Consider the following 15,048-nt stretch of genomic DNA (forward strand, 5'->3'; position numbering starts at 1 on the left):
AAATATTGATTTGTGTTCAAAATCGCTTTAGGATAACATTGTAGTAACAATGAATACCGTTTATTTGTTGGGTATAAAAGGTACATACGATTGAAAATGTGCAATGGAGGCTATAATTAATGACAGAGAAATCTTTAGCAGAAATGCAGCGTGAAGTTGATGCGTATATCTCGCAATTTAAAGAAGGCTATTTTTCACCACTTGCAATGTTAGCACGCATGTCGGAAGAAGTAGGCGAATTGGCGCGTGAAGTCAATCATTCATTTGGCGAAAAACCTAAAAAGAACGATGAAGATGACAATTCTATTGAACTGGAACTTGGTGATATTTTATTTATTACGATGTGTTTTGCCAATTCATTAGGTATTGATCTTACAGAAGCACACAATCAAGTGATGCATAAATTTAACACACGCGATAAAGATCGCTGGACACGTATAGAAGACAATAACACTGAAGAGAAATAAACTAGATCCGTCTATTTCCAAGTAAAAGGAGTCTATCATGACAACATTGATTAAAGTAATTGTCGCCGGAGCTGGCGGTCGTATGGGTAAAGAGGTTGTAAAATTAGTACTAGGTGACAAACAGTTAGAATTAGCCGCAGCAGTGGGACGTTCTGACGCTGGGAAAGATGCAGGGCAGTTAGTCGGTATGCCGACAGCTAATATAGAGGTTGTTGCTGATCTGAAGCAAGCATTAGCAGACTACCCGGCAGATGTACTGGTCGATTTTACAACACCAGAATTTGCTTATGAGCATGCGTTGTTAGCGATTGAAGCAGGAGTTCGTCCGGTGATGGGTACGACAGGATACACACCCGAGCAAATACAAGAATTAGATCATAAATGCCAGACAGCAGGTCTAGGCGGACTGATTGCTCCTAACTTTTCGATTGGAGCTATTTTGATGATGCGTTTTGCTACGCAAGCGGCAAAGCATTTTCCTAATGTAGAGATTATTGAATATCATGGAGATCAGAAATTAGATGCGCCTTCCGGTACAGCCGTCAAAACAGCAGAAATGATCTCAGAAGTTCGTGAATCGATCAAACAAGGTAATCCGAATGAAAAAGAACATATAAAAGGCGCTCGCGGCGGAGAATATGATGGATTCCGTATTCATAGTGTTCGTTTGCCAGGTGTATTCGCTCAACAAGAAGTGATTTTTGGCGGTGCTGGAGAATCACTCAAAATCCGCAATGATTCCTATGAGCGTTCTAGCTATATGCCAGGTGTAAAGTTAGGTGTACAGAAAGTCATGGAATATAGCGGTATGGTGTATGGATTTGAGCGTTTTATCGATTAATTTGAATAATAAAGAAGTATAGGGGAGATTTCGATGTTTAATATCGCTTTTATAGCCCATGACCGTAAAAAAGATGAGATGGTCAACTTTGTAATTGCCTATGAAAATGTTTTTGACGGGCATCAATTATATTCTACCGGTACTACAGGAATGCGTATTATGGAACATACCCAATTAAAAATTCACCGTTATCTATCAGGCCCACTTGGTGGAGATCAACAGATCGGTGCTATGGTCGCGCAAAATGATATGGATTTGATTATCTTTTTACGTGATCCATTGATGGCACAGCCTCATGAACCGGATATTAGTGCATTGCTTCGCATCTGTGATGTACAAGGGATTCCTGTCGCTACGAATATTGCAACGGCTGAGATTCTGGTCAAAGCCTTAGATCGTGGCGATTTTGCATGGCGCGAATTAGTTCATAAATACAAGCCGGAGCAACTGTAATGAGTATGTCTGTGGATATTCTTGTATTTGGTGCGCATGCAGATGATGCCGAGATCGGAATGGCGGGGACGATTGCCAAGCATGCTGCCGCAGGTTTAAAAGTAGGTATTTGTGATTTGACAGCAGCAGAGATGTCTTCTAACGGCAATGTGGAATTGCGTAAGCAAGAAGCTGAAGCCGCTGGAAAAGTATTAGGATTAGCATATCGTAGCAATTTAGGCTTGCCTGATCGCCGTTTAGCACGTTCTACAGAGCAATTGGATGCCATTACTGCGGAGATTCGTAAGCTATCGCCTAAAATTGTATTTGCTCCTTATTGGGTTGATCGTCATCCTGATCATATGATCTGTAGCCAGCTTGTAGAAGAAGCAGTATTTAATGCGAAGTTACGTCGATATATGCCAGAACTTGCTCCAGTGACTGTACAGCAGACCTACTATTATTTTATCAATGATCCCGCACCTACTGATCTATTAGTAGATGTAACCGATGTATATGAACAGAAAGAGCAAGCGTTGCTTTGTTATCGTTCTCAATTTGGTGGATTAGGGGCAGATGTAGATATGGTGGAGACGCCGCTGACACAAGGGTACGTAGAGCGTGTTCGATATCGGGATAGTCTGGCAGGTCAACGCAGTCAGATAAAGTATGCCGAAGGATTTGTAACCAAGACTCCTTTTGTGGTTGATCTTTTTCGCTAAAATCTCTTTTTTGCTAACACAATTATAAAGAGTATGTATATAATATAAAGTAATGAACTTACCTGATATAAAACGTAGAGCTTACATCATGATGAATGAGGTAAGTGAAAGGAGACAGCCCTTATGGACACGATGCTCAAAATCGGCATCACATGTTATCCGTCGCTTGGCGGCTCTGGCGTCGTGGCAACAGAATTAGGCAAATTACTTGCTGAAAAAGGGCATCAAGTGCATTTTATTTCGCACAGTGTTCCTTTTCGATTAGGAACATTTCACAAAAACATTTTTTATCATGAAGTTGAAGTCAACGATTATTATGTATTTAAATATCCACCATATGATCTGACATTAGCTAATAAAATGGCTCAAGTTGCTAAAATGCAACAGTTGGATGTATTGCATGTGCATTATGCTGTGCCTCATGCGGTGTGTGCTTTTTTAGCGAAGCAAATGGTAGGCGATCATCTGAAAGTTGTAACGACTTTGCATGGTACAGATATTACAGTGCTTGCGCAGGATGAATCGTTAAAAGATTTAATTCGGTTAGCGATCAATGAAAGTGATGCTGTAACAGCGGTATCCAAAGATCTGATTCGTGAGACACATGAATTGTTGGATATTACACGTAATATTGATCTGACTTATAATTTTGTAGACAAACGGATGTACTATCCGCGTGATACAACAGAACTGCACAAAGACTACGCGTTTGGCAATGATCGGGTACTGATGCATGTATCGAATTTTCGTCCGGTCAAGCGTGTTAGTGATGTGGTAGAGATTTTTGCTAAAGTGAACGAGAAGATTCCTTCTCGCTTGTTACTGGTGGGCGAAGGCCCTGATCTGCCCAAAATTCAATTTCAGATACAAGAACTGGGCTTAACCGAGCGCGTTATGTTTTTAGGGAAGCAAGATGATATTCCGCAAGTGATTTCGCTGGCTGATATTTTGCTGCTTCCTTCTGAAAAAGAAAGCTTTGGCTTAGTAGCACTAGAAGCAATGGCATGTGGTGTGCCTACGGTAGGCTCACAAGCAGGTGGTATTCCTGAATTGATTATTCATGGAGAAACTGGATTTCTTGCGCCAATCGGAGATACAGAAGCAATGGCAGCACATGCTGTAGAATTGCTCAACAACCATCAACTGATGCAGACGATGATCAAAAATTGTCTTGATCGCTCCCAAAGCGAGTTCAGCAATGAACGAATGATGGCAGAATATGAAAAAATTTATTACCGGGTACTTGGACGTGAATTGTCTCAGCCTTCTCCGGTATGTGGTTGAGGGGATTATACCATGCAATGGAATTGGGTAGATCCGCAGATGGCGGAGCGGGGATATTCTCTGCTCCGCCGTTTGACTGATCAAGGGTATGAAGGATATTTTGTAGGTGGATGTGTACGTGATGAATTATTAGGACGACCTGTCAATGATATGGATATTGCAACCAATGCAACACCAGAGCAGGTGATTGCTTTATTTGAACGTACGATTCCTACAGGACTCGAACATGGCACGATTACTGTTTTGATTGAAAATGAGCCTTTTGAAGTCACTACATACCGTACAGAAACAGAATACGTCGATCATCGCCGTCCAGAACAAGTACAATTTGTGCGAGAATTAAGTGAAGACTTACGCCGGCGTGATTTTACTATGAATGCGATTGCGCGCGGGATAGATGGAAAGTATACCGATCCTTTTCATGGTATCGATGATCTGAATAAAGGGATTATTCGCTGTGTAGGCGTTGCTGATGAACGGTTTGAAGAAGATGCGCTGCGCATGGTGAGAGGAATCCGATTTGCGTCTGTATTTGATTTTGAAATTGAACAGCAGACATGGCAAGCTCTTCTGCATCATCAAGCATTGATCAGTCATATCGCGACAGAACGTATTCGGATAGAAATGGAAAAAATGATTGCAGGTCCTTATCCATATCATGGTATTGAGTTACTGTTAATCAGTGGATTGATTCCGTATATGAAAGTCAATGTACCCTGTCAAGATTTACATCAGGATCTTCTTCGTTCTTTAGAACAATTACCTGCATCACCATCTATTTTGCGTTGGACATTAATTGCACTAGCGCTAGGTATGGATGAACAACAGATCAAAATCATTTTCAAATCATGGACATTTCCCAATATAATGACAGATCAAGTGTCCAAAATAATACGAATGAATGAGCGTTTATATGATGGGGTAGTGCAACTTGAATCTACTTCTTTATCAGCTACAGAATATAAACATGCTCTAGATGAGCATACAAATACACATCAGTCGTATGTGCTATTTGTAAGTTGTGTATTGGATTATGGTAAAGAGATTGCGCGGCACTGGCATACCCTTTTCCCGGTGTTGCCACAACAATATCAACAACGTTTAGCGATAATAGGCAATCAAGCGGATAAATGGTTACAACAGTTGACCGTATATAGTCTGGCTGATTTACCTATCAAAGGGCAAGATATTCTTCAACATGTAAATATTACCGCTGGCAAATGGTTAGGCGAACTATTGAATGAAATATTACTTCTAGTGGCTACAGGACAATTAGACAATCATCAAGACGTTATATTGCATTATGCGGAGCAAGCCTTAGCAAGGAGAGGATTACGATGAATGATGAACATCTGCTTCAACTGCTGAATGAACATCCAGGACAATATATTTCAGGGGAAGAAATCAGTCGCCGAATGTCTGTCAGTCGTACAGCGATTTGGAAAGGGATTAACCGCTTGAAAGAAAAAGGCTATGAATTTGAATCAACCTCTCGCAAAGGATACCGGATTACACGTCGACCGGATCGATTTGACGTGACAGCTTTGCAATTGGCTTTAAATCAAAAAGGTTCATGGGGTCAGCCGTTACATTTATTTGAATCGGTTGCTTCTACACAAGATGAAGCACGAATATTGGCAGAACAACAGACTGCTGAAGGCACATTAGTGATTGCCGAAGAACAGACAGCAGGTCGTGGAAGACAAGGTAGACCTTTCTACTCACCATCCGGTAGAGGCATCTGGATGAGTCTGGTGATGCGTCCGGTACAACCTTTACAGTATATGTCTCAATTGACATTACTCGCTGCTGTAGCGGTATGTAGAGCGTTACGCAGCACTACCCAATTGGATATTGGCATCAAATGGCCGAATGATCTTTTAATAGATGGTCGCAAAGTCTGCGGGATTCTGATCGAATCGGCTGCAGAAGATGGACGTGTACGTTACGCGATTGCAGGCATCGGTATAGATGCTAACTTAACAGCAGAAGATTTGCCAGAGCATTTGCAATCTATTGTAACTTCGTTGCGTATCGAATCCGGTCAAGTCATTGATCGCACATCTATAGTTGCAGAAGTGATCTCTGAATTAGAAACATTGTATCAATGCTATACAGACGAAGGATTTGCACCGATTGCAGCGCTATGGGAAAGTATGGCGATTTCGATCGGCAAATCAATCCAAGTACACAATGCTCAAGGTTCTTTTCAAGGGATAGCTCAAGGGTTAGGCATGAACGGTGAACTTTTACTACGCCTTGCAGATCATCAGGTTATTCCTATTTATTCAGGAGATATTGAATTTTAATCTAGAAATAATTGTTAGATAAAATAGTGAATTTAACAATTTGTTCTGGTATACTATATCGGAAGACGGTATCGGCAAGACCGAACCGTACTTTCTGATGTTAACTTGATGTTACCAGCGCTTGGAGTTATAAGCGCGACCAAGTTCAATAGGAAAATGATTATTGCAGAGCAAAATATCTTTCTATTAGCGCTTGGTATTATAAGCGCGACCAAGTTCAATAAGAAAATGATTTTTGCAGAGCAAAATATCTTTCTATTAGCGCTTGGCATTATAAGCGCGACCAAGTTCAATGAGAAAATGATTTTTGCAGAGCAAAATATCTTTCCATCTGCGCTTGGCAATCTAAGCACATCATGCAAGCCACTCTACTAAACCGCTCAATAACCGGGGTTATCTGTCTGTTGCATACATCATTGTTATCCAACAGAAATAAACCTACCATTTTTGAGTCGCAGATTAGAGTACTAACTGAATAGGTATCCCATCCAGGATACACATGTGAAGCGAGGTGTTGGCTTACATTCAATTCTGCTCTGAGCCGTTTTATAGGACCGAGACAGAAGAGATGATCGCAAAGTGACTCTTTTTTGGACTCAGGACCTTTTTAGTGAACGACTAGACTAAAAGGTTTTTTTATTTTGTCCGAAAGACTATACCCAACTTAAAAGGAGCTTGATGTCACCATGGCAGCCAAAATGCCGCTTAATATTTTGAAAATGAAAAAAATGAAACAGGAAGGTCATCCGATTACGATGATTACAGCCTACGATTATCCAACCGCTCAGCTTGCTGAAGAAGCAGGTGTCGATATGCTGTTAATTGGAGACTCGTTAGGTAACGTCGTGCTTGGATATGATTCGACCATTCCTGTTACTATAGATGATATTGTATACCATTCGCGTGCAGTGGCTCGCGGTGCAGGTTCTACATTTATCGTAGCTGATCTGCCTTTTATGACGTATCACGGTAGTATCGATGAAACGTTGAAAAGTGTGCGTCGATTAATGCAAGAAGGTCATGCTCATGCGATTAAGCTTGAAGGTGGCGCAGAGATTGCAGATACGGTTAAAGCTATTGTACAAGCAGGTGTACCTGTTATTGCGCATATCGGTTTAACTCCACAATCGGTACATCAAATTGGTGGATACCGGATTCAAGGGAAAGACGAGAAAGATGCACAACGTTTATTGGACGATGCACTTGCATTAGAAGCCGCAGGCGCATTTGGAATAGTGTTGGAATTGGTTACCGAAGAAGCTGCTACAACGATTAGCCAAACATTATCGATCCCAACGATCGGTATAGGAGCGGGGCGTGGTTGTGATGGTCAAGTACTTGTTTTTCATGATGCAGTTAAATACACATCGTCTTATCGGGAAAAACGATTTGTCAAAACGTATGCAGATGTAGGAAATACGATTCGTACGGCTTTGCAAGAGTATGTTAATGAAGTGAGAAGCGGTGCATTTCCAGCAGAACAGCATGTATTTAGCGGAGATCAAGAAGCATTAGGTTCATTATATGGAGCCAAACGGAAGGTGGAGACTCAATCGTGAAAGTCGTACGTAGCATTGCCGAAATGAGAGCAGAAGTGAAACAATTACGCAAACAGCGTTCCACTATAGATCATGAAGCAACAGTTGGACTTGTTCCAACGATGGGATTTTTGCATGATGGACATGCGAGTCTTATGCAGAAAGCAACCGAAATGAGCGATATCGTAGCGATCAGTATTTTCGTTAATCCGATTCAATTTGGCCCGAATGAAGATTTTGAACGTTACCCTCGTGACGAAAAACGTGATCTGGCACTAGCTGAAAAAAATGGAGTCGATTTGGTATTTATGCCAGGTGTGGAAGATATGTATCCTACACCGATCAAAACTCATGTTACCGTAGCTGATCTGACAGATACATTGTGTGGCGCTTCGCGTCCAGGTCATTTTGATGGGGTATCGACAGTTGTGACCAAGCTTTTCAATATTGTGAAGCCGGATTATGCTTTCTTCGGTACCAAAGATGCACAACAAGTCGCTGTGCTTCGTCAAATGGTGACTGATTTGAATATGGATATTGAAATTGTTCCTTGCCCGATTGTACGTGAACAAGACGGATTGGCGCTAAGCTCTCGTAACGTGTACTTGTCTCGTGAAGAACGTGAGCAAGCATTGGTGCTTTCGCGTTCCTTAAATAGTGTACAGCAACATATTCGTGAACAAGAAGATATGACAGCAGGTCAAGTGCGAGCATTTTTGCGTACTTCGATTGGGCAATCGGATATTGCTGAAATCGATTATGCGGATATTCTAAGCTTTCCACGATTGGAATCTTTAGCAGAAGATACCGTTTTAGCTACATTGGATCATGAAGTGATTATTGCACTGGCTGTAAAATTTGGACGTACACGTCTGATCGATAATGTTATTCTCGAAACGAAAGGTGTTGCTTTGCATGTATAGAACGATGATGAAATCCAAGATTCACCGCGCTACTGTAACAGAAGCTAATCTTAATTATGTAGGTAGTATTACAATCGACGAAGATTTGATGGATGCCGCAGATTTGCTTGAAAATGAAAAAGTACAAATCGTTAACAATAACAACGGTGCTCGTTTGGAAACGTATGTGATCGTTGGTGAACGTGGTAGTGGTGTAGTGTGCTTGAATGGAGCCGCAGCACGCCTAGTACAGCCGGGAGACACTGTTATTATTATTTCATATGCGATGATGAGTGCTGAAGAATTGTCTACTCACCGTCCAACCGTTGTATTTGTAGATGAAACGAACAAACCTGTTATGGAAGCTCATAAAGAAGTACACGCGACAATTATGTGAGAATGAGGGTTGAATAAAGCTTAGTGTGGAGCGTTGTTAGTTACCTCGCTTCGGGAATGGAATTGTTCTTGTCGTCGCTGGTTTACTAGAATCCCTTGAATATACCGCATAGCGGTAGGGATGCTAGTAAAAAGGCGAGCGCTTCGCTCTTTCAGAACAATTTCTATTCCCTTCGCTGGAGTAGGTAGCTAATACGCTAGCCACAAATAGTTTATTCTGGTTGGCTTGCCAGGGCATTCTTTGTAGGAGAACATTTTGAATTGAAGGATTTTTAAACGGTGTCTATTAGTTATATGTAATAGGGCTAAAGAAAAGGATCTAGTATGTATGTGACTAGATCCTCTTTTTGTTAGAGAAAATAGTTTGGTTACTGTATATTTTCCAACTATTTACTACATGGTTATTCAACATTATGCTTACCTACCCACACCAGCGGAGAGGAGAAAATCATTCTGAAAGAGCGAAGCGTTCGCCTTTGTAAATGAATCCTGACTGTGAAGCAGTCATTCAAAGGATTCATTTACAACAAGCGACGACAAGAACGATTTTCTCCTCGCAGCGCCCACCTCAGAAAAGTTAAAATTTAAATAACTCCCACCCTTTGATTTTCAAAATGGTCTTCTTCTGGTATGCTGATAGGTGAACATTTCGACATCAGGTTGAGACGACAGCAAGGAGAGGATTTAGACATCCATGAAATTTGCCGTACTGGATTTTGAGACCACAGGTACTCAGTCCACCGATGATATTATTCAAGTTGGGCTTGCCATTATAGATCATGATTTAAGTATTTCCACCGTATATTCTTCTATGGTGAAGCCGGGAGTGCCGATTCCTCCTTTTATAGAAGGTTTGACAGGAATTAAAAATGAAGATGTAGAGAATGCTCCAGAATTGGATGATGTGATTTTGGAGATGATTCCTTTATTAGAAGATGCTGTGCTTGTTGGGCACAATGTCGGGTTTGATTTAGGATTTTTACAACGAGCTTTGGATCAGACTGGATATTTAGCATTTACAGGTCGAGTGTTGGATACAATGGATTTATTGCGTATCTTTTTCCCGAATCTATCGAGTTACCAGTTAAGTATGGTGAGCAAAGACCTGGGATTCGTTCATGATCGTCCTCATCAAGCAGATAGTGATGCGTTAGCAACCGCTCATGTATTTCTAAAGTGCTTGGAAGAATTGAACGACTTGCCATTGATTACAGTCCAACGATTGTCTGAACTTTTTGATAATCAGGATAGTGATCTGGGCTGGTATTTTGATGGCGTACGAATGGAAAAAGAAGCACAACCGATTCAAGATTTAGACGAACATCGTTTTTTTCGTCAATTGGCGTTAAAAGTAGGCGATTGGAATGAAATTTTACCGGCTCATGAAGAACGTGGAAATATGCCGCTTGCGGATGTTTCGTTTGATGAATTTTTAGAGCAAGTAAAACAAAACTTACGTAATCTGCTGCCTCATTACGAAGAACGTGAACCACAGAATCGGATGTTTGAAGAAGTCATCAAAGCGATGACCGATGATAAGCATTTGTTAATCGAAGCAGGAACAGGAACAGGCAAATCGCTAGGTTATTTATTGCCTTCGATTTATCATAGTGTCAAAGAAAACGATCGTGTCATGGTAAGTACGCACACGATTAACTTGCAAGAACAATTGCGAGAACGGGATATCCCATTATTGACTCAAGTTGTACCGTTCGCATTTCGTGCTGCCGTATTCAAAGGACGCCAGCATTATTTGTGTCTGCGCAAATTTGAGCATAAAATAAATACAAAAGAATTTCAAAGTCCCAAAGAAGATGTATTGATTGCGGCTCAAATGATTGTCTGGTTAAATTCGACAGAAACTGGCGATGATGAAGAACTCAATATGGGTAATCGTGGAGCTGACTTCTGGGAAACGGTAGCCAGTGATACCGATTCTTGTCTGGGTCGTGCATGTCCGTGGTTCCGTAAATGTTTTTACCATCGCGCGAAGCATGAAGCAGGAACAGCAGATGTTGTGATTACGAACCATTCCAAATTGTTTACCGATGTCAAAGCAGGACATCAATTGCTTCCTGCCTACGATCGACTTGTGATTGATGAAGCCCATCATTTAGAAGATGTCGCAGGTAAGCACTTGGGTATGCATATGAAATATTTCACATTGGTTCATCCGCTATTACGATTGTTCAAAGACAGCAAAAATGGTCAGTTAGCGATTTTGCGTCAACAATTGGGTTCTTCTGGCAATGAGCGTGGTATGGATTGGGCGATAGCGATCGATAATCTGTATCCTGAAATTGTAGATGTGAAAGAAAACTGGGATAAGTTGAGCGAGTTACTATTTGCTTTATTACCTCAGCGTAGTGATGCTGCTCCAGGAGAAGCAGGGCAGTTTACCTTGCGTCTTTTACCAGAAAAGCAACCGACAGAATGGACTGTGATTACAGAACTTGAAAATCAGATTCATATTGGGCTAAGTCAGTTGATTCGTAAAGGCGAACAGGTAATGAATCAGATCAAAGACAGCGACGAACAGTTAGGTACCGATAGTCTGGTAACAGATGTGTCTGGTTTATTCAAAGACTTAACGGTAGTACGAGATGATCTGCGTCAATTTGTGAAGCTGGAAAGTGCAGATACGGTTTACTGGTATGAAGCTAATGGTAATTACCGTAGTAAGTCTTTGCAGATGTATGCTGTACCGGTTGATGTGAGCAAGCAACTGAAAGAGTACTTTTTTGATAAAAAGAAAAGTATTATTTTGACATCAGCAACATTATCAATCGAAAAGAAATTCCAATATATGATTGAACAACTGGGACTGGTAGAAGCAGAAAAAGAAGGTCGATTGATGACCGAACAGCTATCTTCACCTTTCAATTATCGTGAACAATCGCTATTGTTGATTCCGCGCGATTTCCCAAGTGTCAAAGGCAGTGTGGGTGATGCGTTCTTTGTAGATACATTAGCGAACTCATTGGCGGAGACTGCAAAAGCGACCAATGGACGAATGATGGTGTTATTTACCTCTTATCGGATGCTCAAGCAGGTGTATGAGCCTTTGAAAGAGAAGTTATCACATAGCGATATTGCAGTATTTGGTCAAGGCGTTGATGGAGGAAGTCGTACCAAGCTAACTCGAAGATTTCAAGAGCGCTCGGCTTCGGTCTTGCTCGGTACAAGCAGTTTTTGGGAAGGGGTCGATATTCCAGGCGAAGCATTAACTTGTCTGGCGATCGTGCGTTTACCTTTTCAACCGCCCAATCATCCACTGCTTGAAGCCAAAAGTGAACGGCTTAAAAAAGAAAAGAAAAATCCATTTATGAAATTATCTGTACCGCAAGCAGTTATCCGTTTCAAACAAGGTTTTGGTAGATTAGTACGGACATCTAGTGATCGAGGAATCGTTATTGTCTATGACACTCGTGTGATCGAATCCTATTATGGCAAGCATTTTCTATATTCATTGCCCGGTCCCAAAATGGAACATATGCCTACAGAGCAGATGGTACCCCGTATTACAGAATGGCTTAGCCAGGCCGAACCTGAAAAGGAAACTGTAAATCAAGAGGGGGAGCAAGCATGAAATCCGACAAAATATCAGAAGCAGTCGTGCGAAGACTACCTGTATACCTTCGATACTTGAACGAACTTCACACTCGTGAAGTTCCTACAGTGTCTTCGCAAGAACTGGGACAAAAATTAGATTTGAATCCAGCACAAATTCGCAAAGATTTAGCGTATTTTGGAGATTTTGGACGCAAAGGGATCGGTTATGATGTATCGTATCTGATTGAAAAAATACGTCATATTTTAAAATTAGATCAACAAATTAATGTCGCACTTGTAGGTGCAGGTAATCTAGGGCATGCCCTTTCTAACTATAATATGTATCTCAAAGAAACAATGAAAATTGTAGCTGTTTTTGATTCTCTTGAGCCTAAAGTAGGTTCGATGATCAATACATTAGTCGTGCAACCGATTGAAGAATTGGGAGCAACGATCAAAGAAAAAAGTATTCGTATTGGTATTATTACGGTACCAAATATTGAAGCACAGCGTGTAGCCGATCAGTTGATAGAAGCTGGAATAGAAGCGATTTTGAATTTTGCTCCGATTATTTTGAAAGCTCCACCGCATATTCGTGTGCACACTGCTGATTTTACAACGGATTTATTAAGCCTTGCCTATTATCTGGAAGATGGAAAGGAACATGAAACTAATGAATAATACTTCGAACAAATGGGTTATCAAAAACGGTATGTTTGCTGTAATGAGCGAAGAGAAATCGATGCTTTTTGGACATATGGTGATAGAAGATGGATGGATCACTTATCTTGGAGAAGAAGAACCTGTGATCGAAGAAGGCACGACAGTAGTCGATGGTAATCATTTGTTCTTTATCCCAGGTCTAGTGAACAGTCATGGTCATGCAGCAATGTCGTTGCTACGCGGCTATGGAGACGATCTGGCTCTACAAGTATGGTTACAAGAAAAAATGTGGCCGATGGAAGCGAAATTCACAAGTGACGATGTATACTGGGGAACTGCTTTATCAGTATTAGAAATGTTAAAAGGCGGTACGACTACATTCCTCGATATGTATGACCGCTCAGAACGTGTAGCAGAAGTCGTAGAACAATCCGGTATGCGTGCAGTATTGATGCGTGGTGTAATCGGCTTATGTTCAGAAGAAGAGCAAAAGCAAAAGCTAAAACAATCGATCGACTTTGCACGTGATTGGCATGGTCAAGCAAATGGACGTATTACAACGATGATGTCTCCACACGCACCGTATACTTGTCCACCTGCATACATCGAACAATTTGTACAAGCAGCTCATGATCTGGATTTGCCGCTGCATACACATATGTCTGAGACACTGGCAGAAGTTCAATTAAACGTTACTGATTATGGATTACGTCCTGTAGCTCATTTGGAAAAATTAGGATTTTTCACTCGCCCAGCATTGCTAGCACATGCTGTTCATTTGAATGATGAAGAGATTGAAGTACTTGCTGAAAATAAAGTCGCAATTTCTCATAATCCGGGCAGTAACCTCAAATTAGCAAGTGGAGTAGCACGTGTACCTGATTTGTTGCGTGCAGGCGTTGTCGTTTCTTTGGGTACAGATGGCCCGGCAAGTAATAATAACCTGGATATGTTTGAAGAAATGCGTTTGGCAGCTCTTATTCATAAAGGAGTATCTGGTGATCCAACAGCCGTACCTGCACTAGAAGCATTGAAAATGGGTACTGAATATGGCGCAAGATCTGTATTTTTGAATGATGTGGGTACATTTGCTGTAGGGATGAAAGCTGATATTACAGCATTGAATGTAGATCAACCGCATTTCTTACCACGTACTGATTTTATTTCACACACTATCTATTCTGCCTCTGCTAAAGATGTATTGCATGTGTGGGTAGACGGTAAGCAATTGATCAAAGACGGTGTATCGTTAACACTGGATGAAGAAAAAATTCGTCATGAAGCCCAAAGTGCTTTTGAAGGTTTGCTTAAACGCTAACCGGAAGTCGACAGGAAAGGATGGCGTGTTTTGCGAAATTTGGGAAGTGGCAAGTGGATTGCAATCATTATTGTTGTAGTAGGATTGCTTATATTAGGTATTAATCAATTTTATGTTCATGTCATGGCAAAGCCCTGGAGTAAAGAGCAACTGGCAATCAATAGCGCGCAGGAAAAGGCTGATATTGTCTCGGTTACGCGTACATTCAATTCAGTATGGACAGATAGTTCAACCTATTGGGTCGTTGAAGGTAAAAACACAGCGCAAGAAGATCTAATGGTCTGGGTCAAATTTAATATAGACGGTTCAGTAGCTGAAGGAGCTAACGCTGTACATGTTGAAAAAACAGCAGGTACAGTATCTTATCAAGCAGCCACTGATCTGCTACAAAAAGATTTGCCTGGAGCAGAAGCTGTACGAATTGTACCTGGCTCATATAACGGGAAATATGCTTGGCAAGTCTTTGCCAAACTGAATGAGCGTTATTATTATATTTTCTACAATTTCAGAGATGGAACCAAATTAGGTGGACCTATGGAATTGCCTGCAACATTAAAAGGAACAGGGCAAGAAGACTAAAGTAGAAGAGTCATCGAAAAAAAGCATGATCTTTTGAATTCAGCG

The 15,048-nt window shown here is 41.1% G+C and carries 15 protein-coding genes; all 15 read left to right on the forward strand.

What is annotated here, in order from left to right; genetic code table 11:
* Window positions 1-119 precede the first annotated feature (119 nt).
* A complete protein-coding gene (locus ACFSGI_RS07520; RefSeq protein WP_204823536.1) occupies window positions 120-467 on the forward strand; it encodes a nucleotide pyrophosphohydrolase in 348 nt (115 codons plus the stop codon).
* 37 nt (window positions 468-504) lie between these two features.
* Window positions 505-1,308: a 4-hydroxy-tetrahydrodipicolinate reductase gene (dapB, locus tag ACFSGI_RS07525; protein WP_204823537.1), complete on the forward strand. Its 804-nt coding sequence runs from the start codon at window positions 505-507 to the stop codon at window positions 1,306-1,308.
* Window positions 1,309-1,341: 33 nt separating this feature from the next.
* A complete protein-coding gene (locus tag ACFSGI_RS07530; RefSeq protein ID WP_204823538.1) occupies window positions 1,342-1,761 on the forward strand; it encodes a methylglyoxal synthase in 420 nt (139 codons plus the stop codon).
* Window positions 1,761-2,462, forward strand: a complete 702-nt coding sequence (bshB1, locus tag ACFSGI_RS07535) for a bacillithiol biosynthesis deacetylase BshB1 (RefSeq protein WP_204823539.1) — start codon at window positions 1,761-1,763, stop codon at window positions 2,460-2,462. The genes ACFSGI_RS07530 and bshB1 overlap by 1 nt, the downstream gene beginning before the upstream one ends.
* Window positions 2,463-2,585: 123 nt before the next feature.
* Window positions 2,586-3,746: an N-acetyl-alpha-D-glucosaminyl L-malate synthase BshA gene (bshA, locus tag ACFSGI_RS07540; RefSeq protein WP_204823540.1), complete on the forward strand. Its 1,161-nt coding sequence runs from the start codon at window positions 2,586-2,588 to the stop codon at window positions 3,744-3,746.
* A gap of 12 nt (window positions 3,747-3,758) precedes the next feature.
* Window positions 3,759-5,087 carry a CCA tRNA nucleotidyltransferase gene (locus ACFSGI_RS07545; protein WP_204823541.1) on the forward strand — a complete coding sequence of 443 codons (1,329 nt, stop codon included), beginning with the start codon at window positions 3,759-3,761 and terminating at the stop codon, window positions 5,085-5,087.
* Window positions 5,084-6,055 carry a biotin--[acetyl-CoA-carboxylase] ligase gene (locus ACFSGI_RS07550; protein WP_204823542.1) on the forward strand — a complete coding sequence of 324 codons (972 nt, stop codon included), beginning with the start codon at window positions 5,084-5,086 and terminating at the stop codon, window positions 6,053-6,055. The genes ACFSGI_RS07545 and ACFSGI_RS07550 overlap by 4 nt, the downstream gene beginning before the upstream one ends.
* Before the next feature lie 105 nt (window positions 6,056-6,160).
* A complete protein-coding gene (locus ACFSGI_RS07555) occupies window positions 6,161-6,430 on the forward strand; it encodes a hypothetical protein (RefSeq protein WP_379282836.1) in 270 nt (89 codons plus the stop codon).
* 311 nt (window positions 6,431-6,741) lie between these two features.
* The gene (gene panB, locus ACFSGI_RS07560; protein WP_204823544.1) at window positions 6,742-7,614 is read left to right on the forward strand and encodes a 3-methyl-2-oxobutanoate hydroxymethyltransferase; all 873 of its coding nucleotides are present in this window, start codon (window positions 6,742-6,744) and stop codon (window positions 7,612-7,614) included.
* The gene (panC, locus tag ACFSGI_RS07565; protein ID WP_204823545.1) at window positions 7,611-8,516 is read left to right on the forward strand and encodes a pantoate--beta-alanine ligase; all 906 of its coding nucleotides are present in this window, start codon (window positions 7,611-7,613) and stop codon (window positions 8,514-8,516) included. Before panB ends, panC begins: the two co-directional genes overlap by 4 nt.
* Complete coding sequence (panD, locus tag ACFSGI_RS07570; RefSeq protein ID WP_204823546.1) at window positions 8,509-8,892, forward strand: aspartate 1-decarboxylase; 384 nt, start codon at window positions 8,509-8,511, stop codon at window positions 8,890-8,892. The genes panC and panD overlap by 8 nt, the downstream gene beginning before the upstream one ends.
* A gap of 693 nt (window positions 8,893-9,585) precedes the next feature.
* A complete protein-coding gene (gene dinG / locus ACFSGI_RS07575) occupies window positions 9,586-12,480 on the forward strand; it encodes an ATP-dependent DNA helicase DinG (protein ID WP_204823547.1) in 2,895 nt (964 codons plus the stop codon).
* Window positions 12,477-13,124 carry a redox-sensing transcriptional repressor Rex gene (locus ACFSGI_RS07580; protein ID WP_204823548.1) on the forward strand — a complete coding sequence of 216 codons (648 nt, stop codon included), beginning with the start codon at window positions 12,477-12,479 and terminating at the stop codon, window positions 13,122-13,124. Before dinG ends, ACFSGI_RS07580 begins: the two co-directional genes overlap by 4 nt.
* Window positions 13,117-14,424, forward strand: coding sequence for an amidohydrolase (locus ACFSGI_RS07585; protein WP_204823549.1), 1,308 nt, complete (start codon window positions 13,117-13,119; stop codon window positions 14,422-14,424). Before ACFSGI_RS07580 ends, ACFSGI_RS07585 begins: the two co-directional genes overlap by 8 nt.
* A gap of 30 nt (window positions 14,425-14,454) precedes the next feature.
* A complete protein-coding gene (locus ACFSGI_RS07590) occupies window positions 14,455-15,003 on the forward strand; it encodes a cell wall elongation regulator TseB-like domain-containing protein (RefSeq protein ID WP_204823550.1) in 549 nt (182 codons plus the stop codon).
* Window positions 15,004-15,048 lie beyond the last annotated feature (45 nt).

Origin of the sequence: Paenibacillus nicotianae (assembly GCF_042681745.1) — a bacterium.
Taxonomy (GTDB): Bacteria; Bacillota; Bacilli; order Paenibacillales; family Paenibacillaceae; genus Saccharibacillus; species Saccharibacillus nicotianae.

Coding starts and splice junctions, on each gene's coding strand:
- panD (WP_204823546.1), top strand. CDS start 8,509: ATGTATAGAACGATGATGAAATCCAAGATTCACCGCGCTACTGTAACA.
- ACFSGI_RS07580 (WP_204823548.1), top strand. CDS start 12,477: ATGAAATCCGACAAAATATCAGAAGCAGTCGTGCGAAGACTACCTGTA.
- ACFSGI_RS07585 (WP_204823549.1), top strand. CDS start 13,117: ATGAATAATACTTCGAACAAATGGGTTATCAAAAACGGTATGTTTGCT.
- bshA (WP_204823540.1), top strand. CDS start 2,586: ATGGACACGATGCTCAAAATCGGCATCACATGTTATCCGTCGCTTGGC.
- ACFSGI_RS07545 (WP_204823541.1), top strand. CDS start 3,759: ATGCAATGGAATTGGGTAGATCCGCAGATGGCGGAGCGGGGATATTCT.
- ACFSGI_RS07530 (WP_204823538.1), top strand. CDS start 1,342: ATGTTTAATATCGCTTTTATAGCCCATGACCGTAAAAAAGATGAGATG.
- ACFSGI_RS07550 (WP_204823542.1), top strand. CDS start 5,084: ATGAATGATGAACATCTGCTTCAACTGCTGAATGAACATCCAGGACAA.
- bshB1 (WP_204823539.1), top strand. CDS start 1,761: ATGAGTATGTCTGTGGATATTCTTGTATTTGGTGCGCATGCAGATGAT.
- dinG (WP_204823547.1), top strand. CDS start 9,586: ATGAAATTTGCCGTACTGGATTTTGAGACCACAGGTACTCAGTCCACC.
- ACFSGI_RS07520 (WP_204823536.1), top strand. CDS start 120: ATGACAGAGAAATCTTTAGCAGAAATGCAGCGTGAAGTTGATGCGTAT.
- dapB (WP_204823537.1), top strand. CDS start 505: ATGACAACATTGATTAAAGTAATTGTCGCCGGAGCTGGCGGTCGTATG.
- panB (WP_204823544.1), top strand. CDS start 6,742: ATGGCAGCCAAAATGCCGCTTAATATTTTGAAAATGAAAAAAATGAAA.